Genomic DNA, 1,253 nt, shown 5'->3' on the forward strand with positions numbered 1-1,253 from the left:
TGGTGCACCAAGGGCTGACGCACCGGGCCTGTACGCGCCCGGGGCCTGATCCGCGGTGCGGATCAGGCCCCGTGGGGTGCTGGGTGCCGTCAGGCCTCGGGGGTGGTGTCCGCCGCGGCCTTGGTGCGGGTGCGGCGGCGTACGGGCTTCGCCTCGGCCTCGTCGGGCTGCGTCGCGGTCGGCTCCGCGGCCTTGGCCGTCGTACGGGTACGACGGCGCGGCTTGGCGGCGGCCTCGGCCTCCGCGACCTCCGTCTCCGCGCTGGCGGCCTTGGCCCGGGTACGGCGCCGCGGCGTGGTCGTGGCGGCTTCCGCCGCCTCGGTCCCGGCGGTCTCGGCCTCGGCCGTCTCCGCCGCCTTGGTGCGGGTGCGGCGGCGGGGCTTGGCCGGGGTTTCCTCGGCCGTCTCCGTCGTGCCCTCGGCGGTGGCGACGGCCGTTTCGGCGGTGGTCGCCTTCGCGCGGGTACGACGACGGGGCTTGGCCGGGGTTTCCTCGGCCGTCTCCGTCGTGCCCTCGGCGGTGGCGACGGCCGTTTCGGCGGTGGTCGCCTTCGCGCGGGTACGACGACGGGGCTTGGCCGGGGTTTCCTCGGCTACCTCGGTCGCGCCCTCAGCCGTAGCGACGGCCGTTTCGGCGGCGGCTGCCTTGGTGCGGGTGCGGCGGCGGGGCTTGGCCGGGGTGTCCTCGGCCGTCTCCGTCGTGCCCTCGGCGGTGGCGACGGCCGTTTCGGCGGTGGTCGCCTTCGCGCGGGTACGACGACGGGGCTTGGCCGGGGTTTCCTCGGCTACCTCGGTCGCGCCCTCAGCCGTAGCGACGGCCGTTTCGGCGGCGGCTGCCTTGGTGCGGGTGCGGCGGCGGGGCTTGGCCGGGGTTTCCTCGGCGGCCTCGGTCGCGCCCTCAGCCGTAGCGACGGCCGTTTCGGCGGCGGCTGCCTTGGTGCGGGTGCGGCGGCGGGGCTTGGCCGGGGTTTCCTCGGCGGCCTCGGTCGCGCCCTCAGCCGTAGCGACGGCCGTTTCGGCGGCGGCTGCCTTGGTGCGGGTGCGGCGGCGGGGCTTGGCCGGGGCCTCCTCGGCGGCCTCGGCTACCTCGGTCGTGCCCTCAGCCGTGGCAACGGCAGCCTCGGCTGCCTCGGCGGCGTCGGCCTTCGCGCGGGTGCGGCGGCGGGGCTTGGCGGGGGTCTCCTCCGCCGGGGCCTCCGCCGTGTCGACGGCGGTCACGGCCGCGGCGTCCGCTTCGACCGCCGCACCGGAACG

The 1,253-nt window shown here is 77.7% G+C and carries 1 pseudogene; it reads right to left on the reverse strand.

Features of this window, described 5'->3' with window-relative positions:
- Window positions 1-89: 89 nt before the first annotated feature.
- Window positions 90-1,253, reverse strand: a pseudogene (locus tag EEJ42_RS50520) (DEAD/DEAH box helicase); the annotation flags it as partial.

It is taken from the genome of Streptomyces botrytidirepellens, assembly GCF_003721215.1.
GTDB lineage: Bacteria > Actinomycetota > Actinomycetes > Streptomycetales > Streptomycetaceae > Streptomyces > Streptomyces himastatinicus.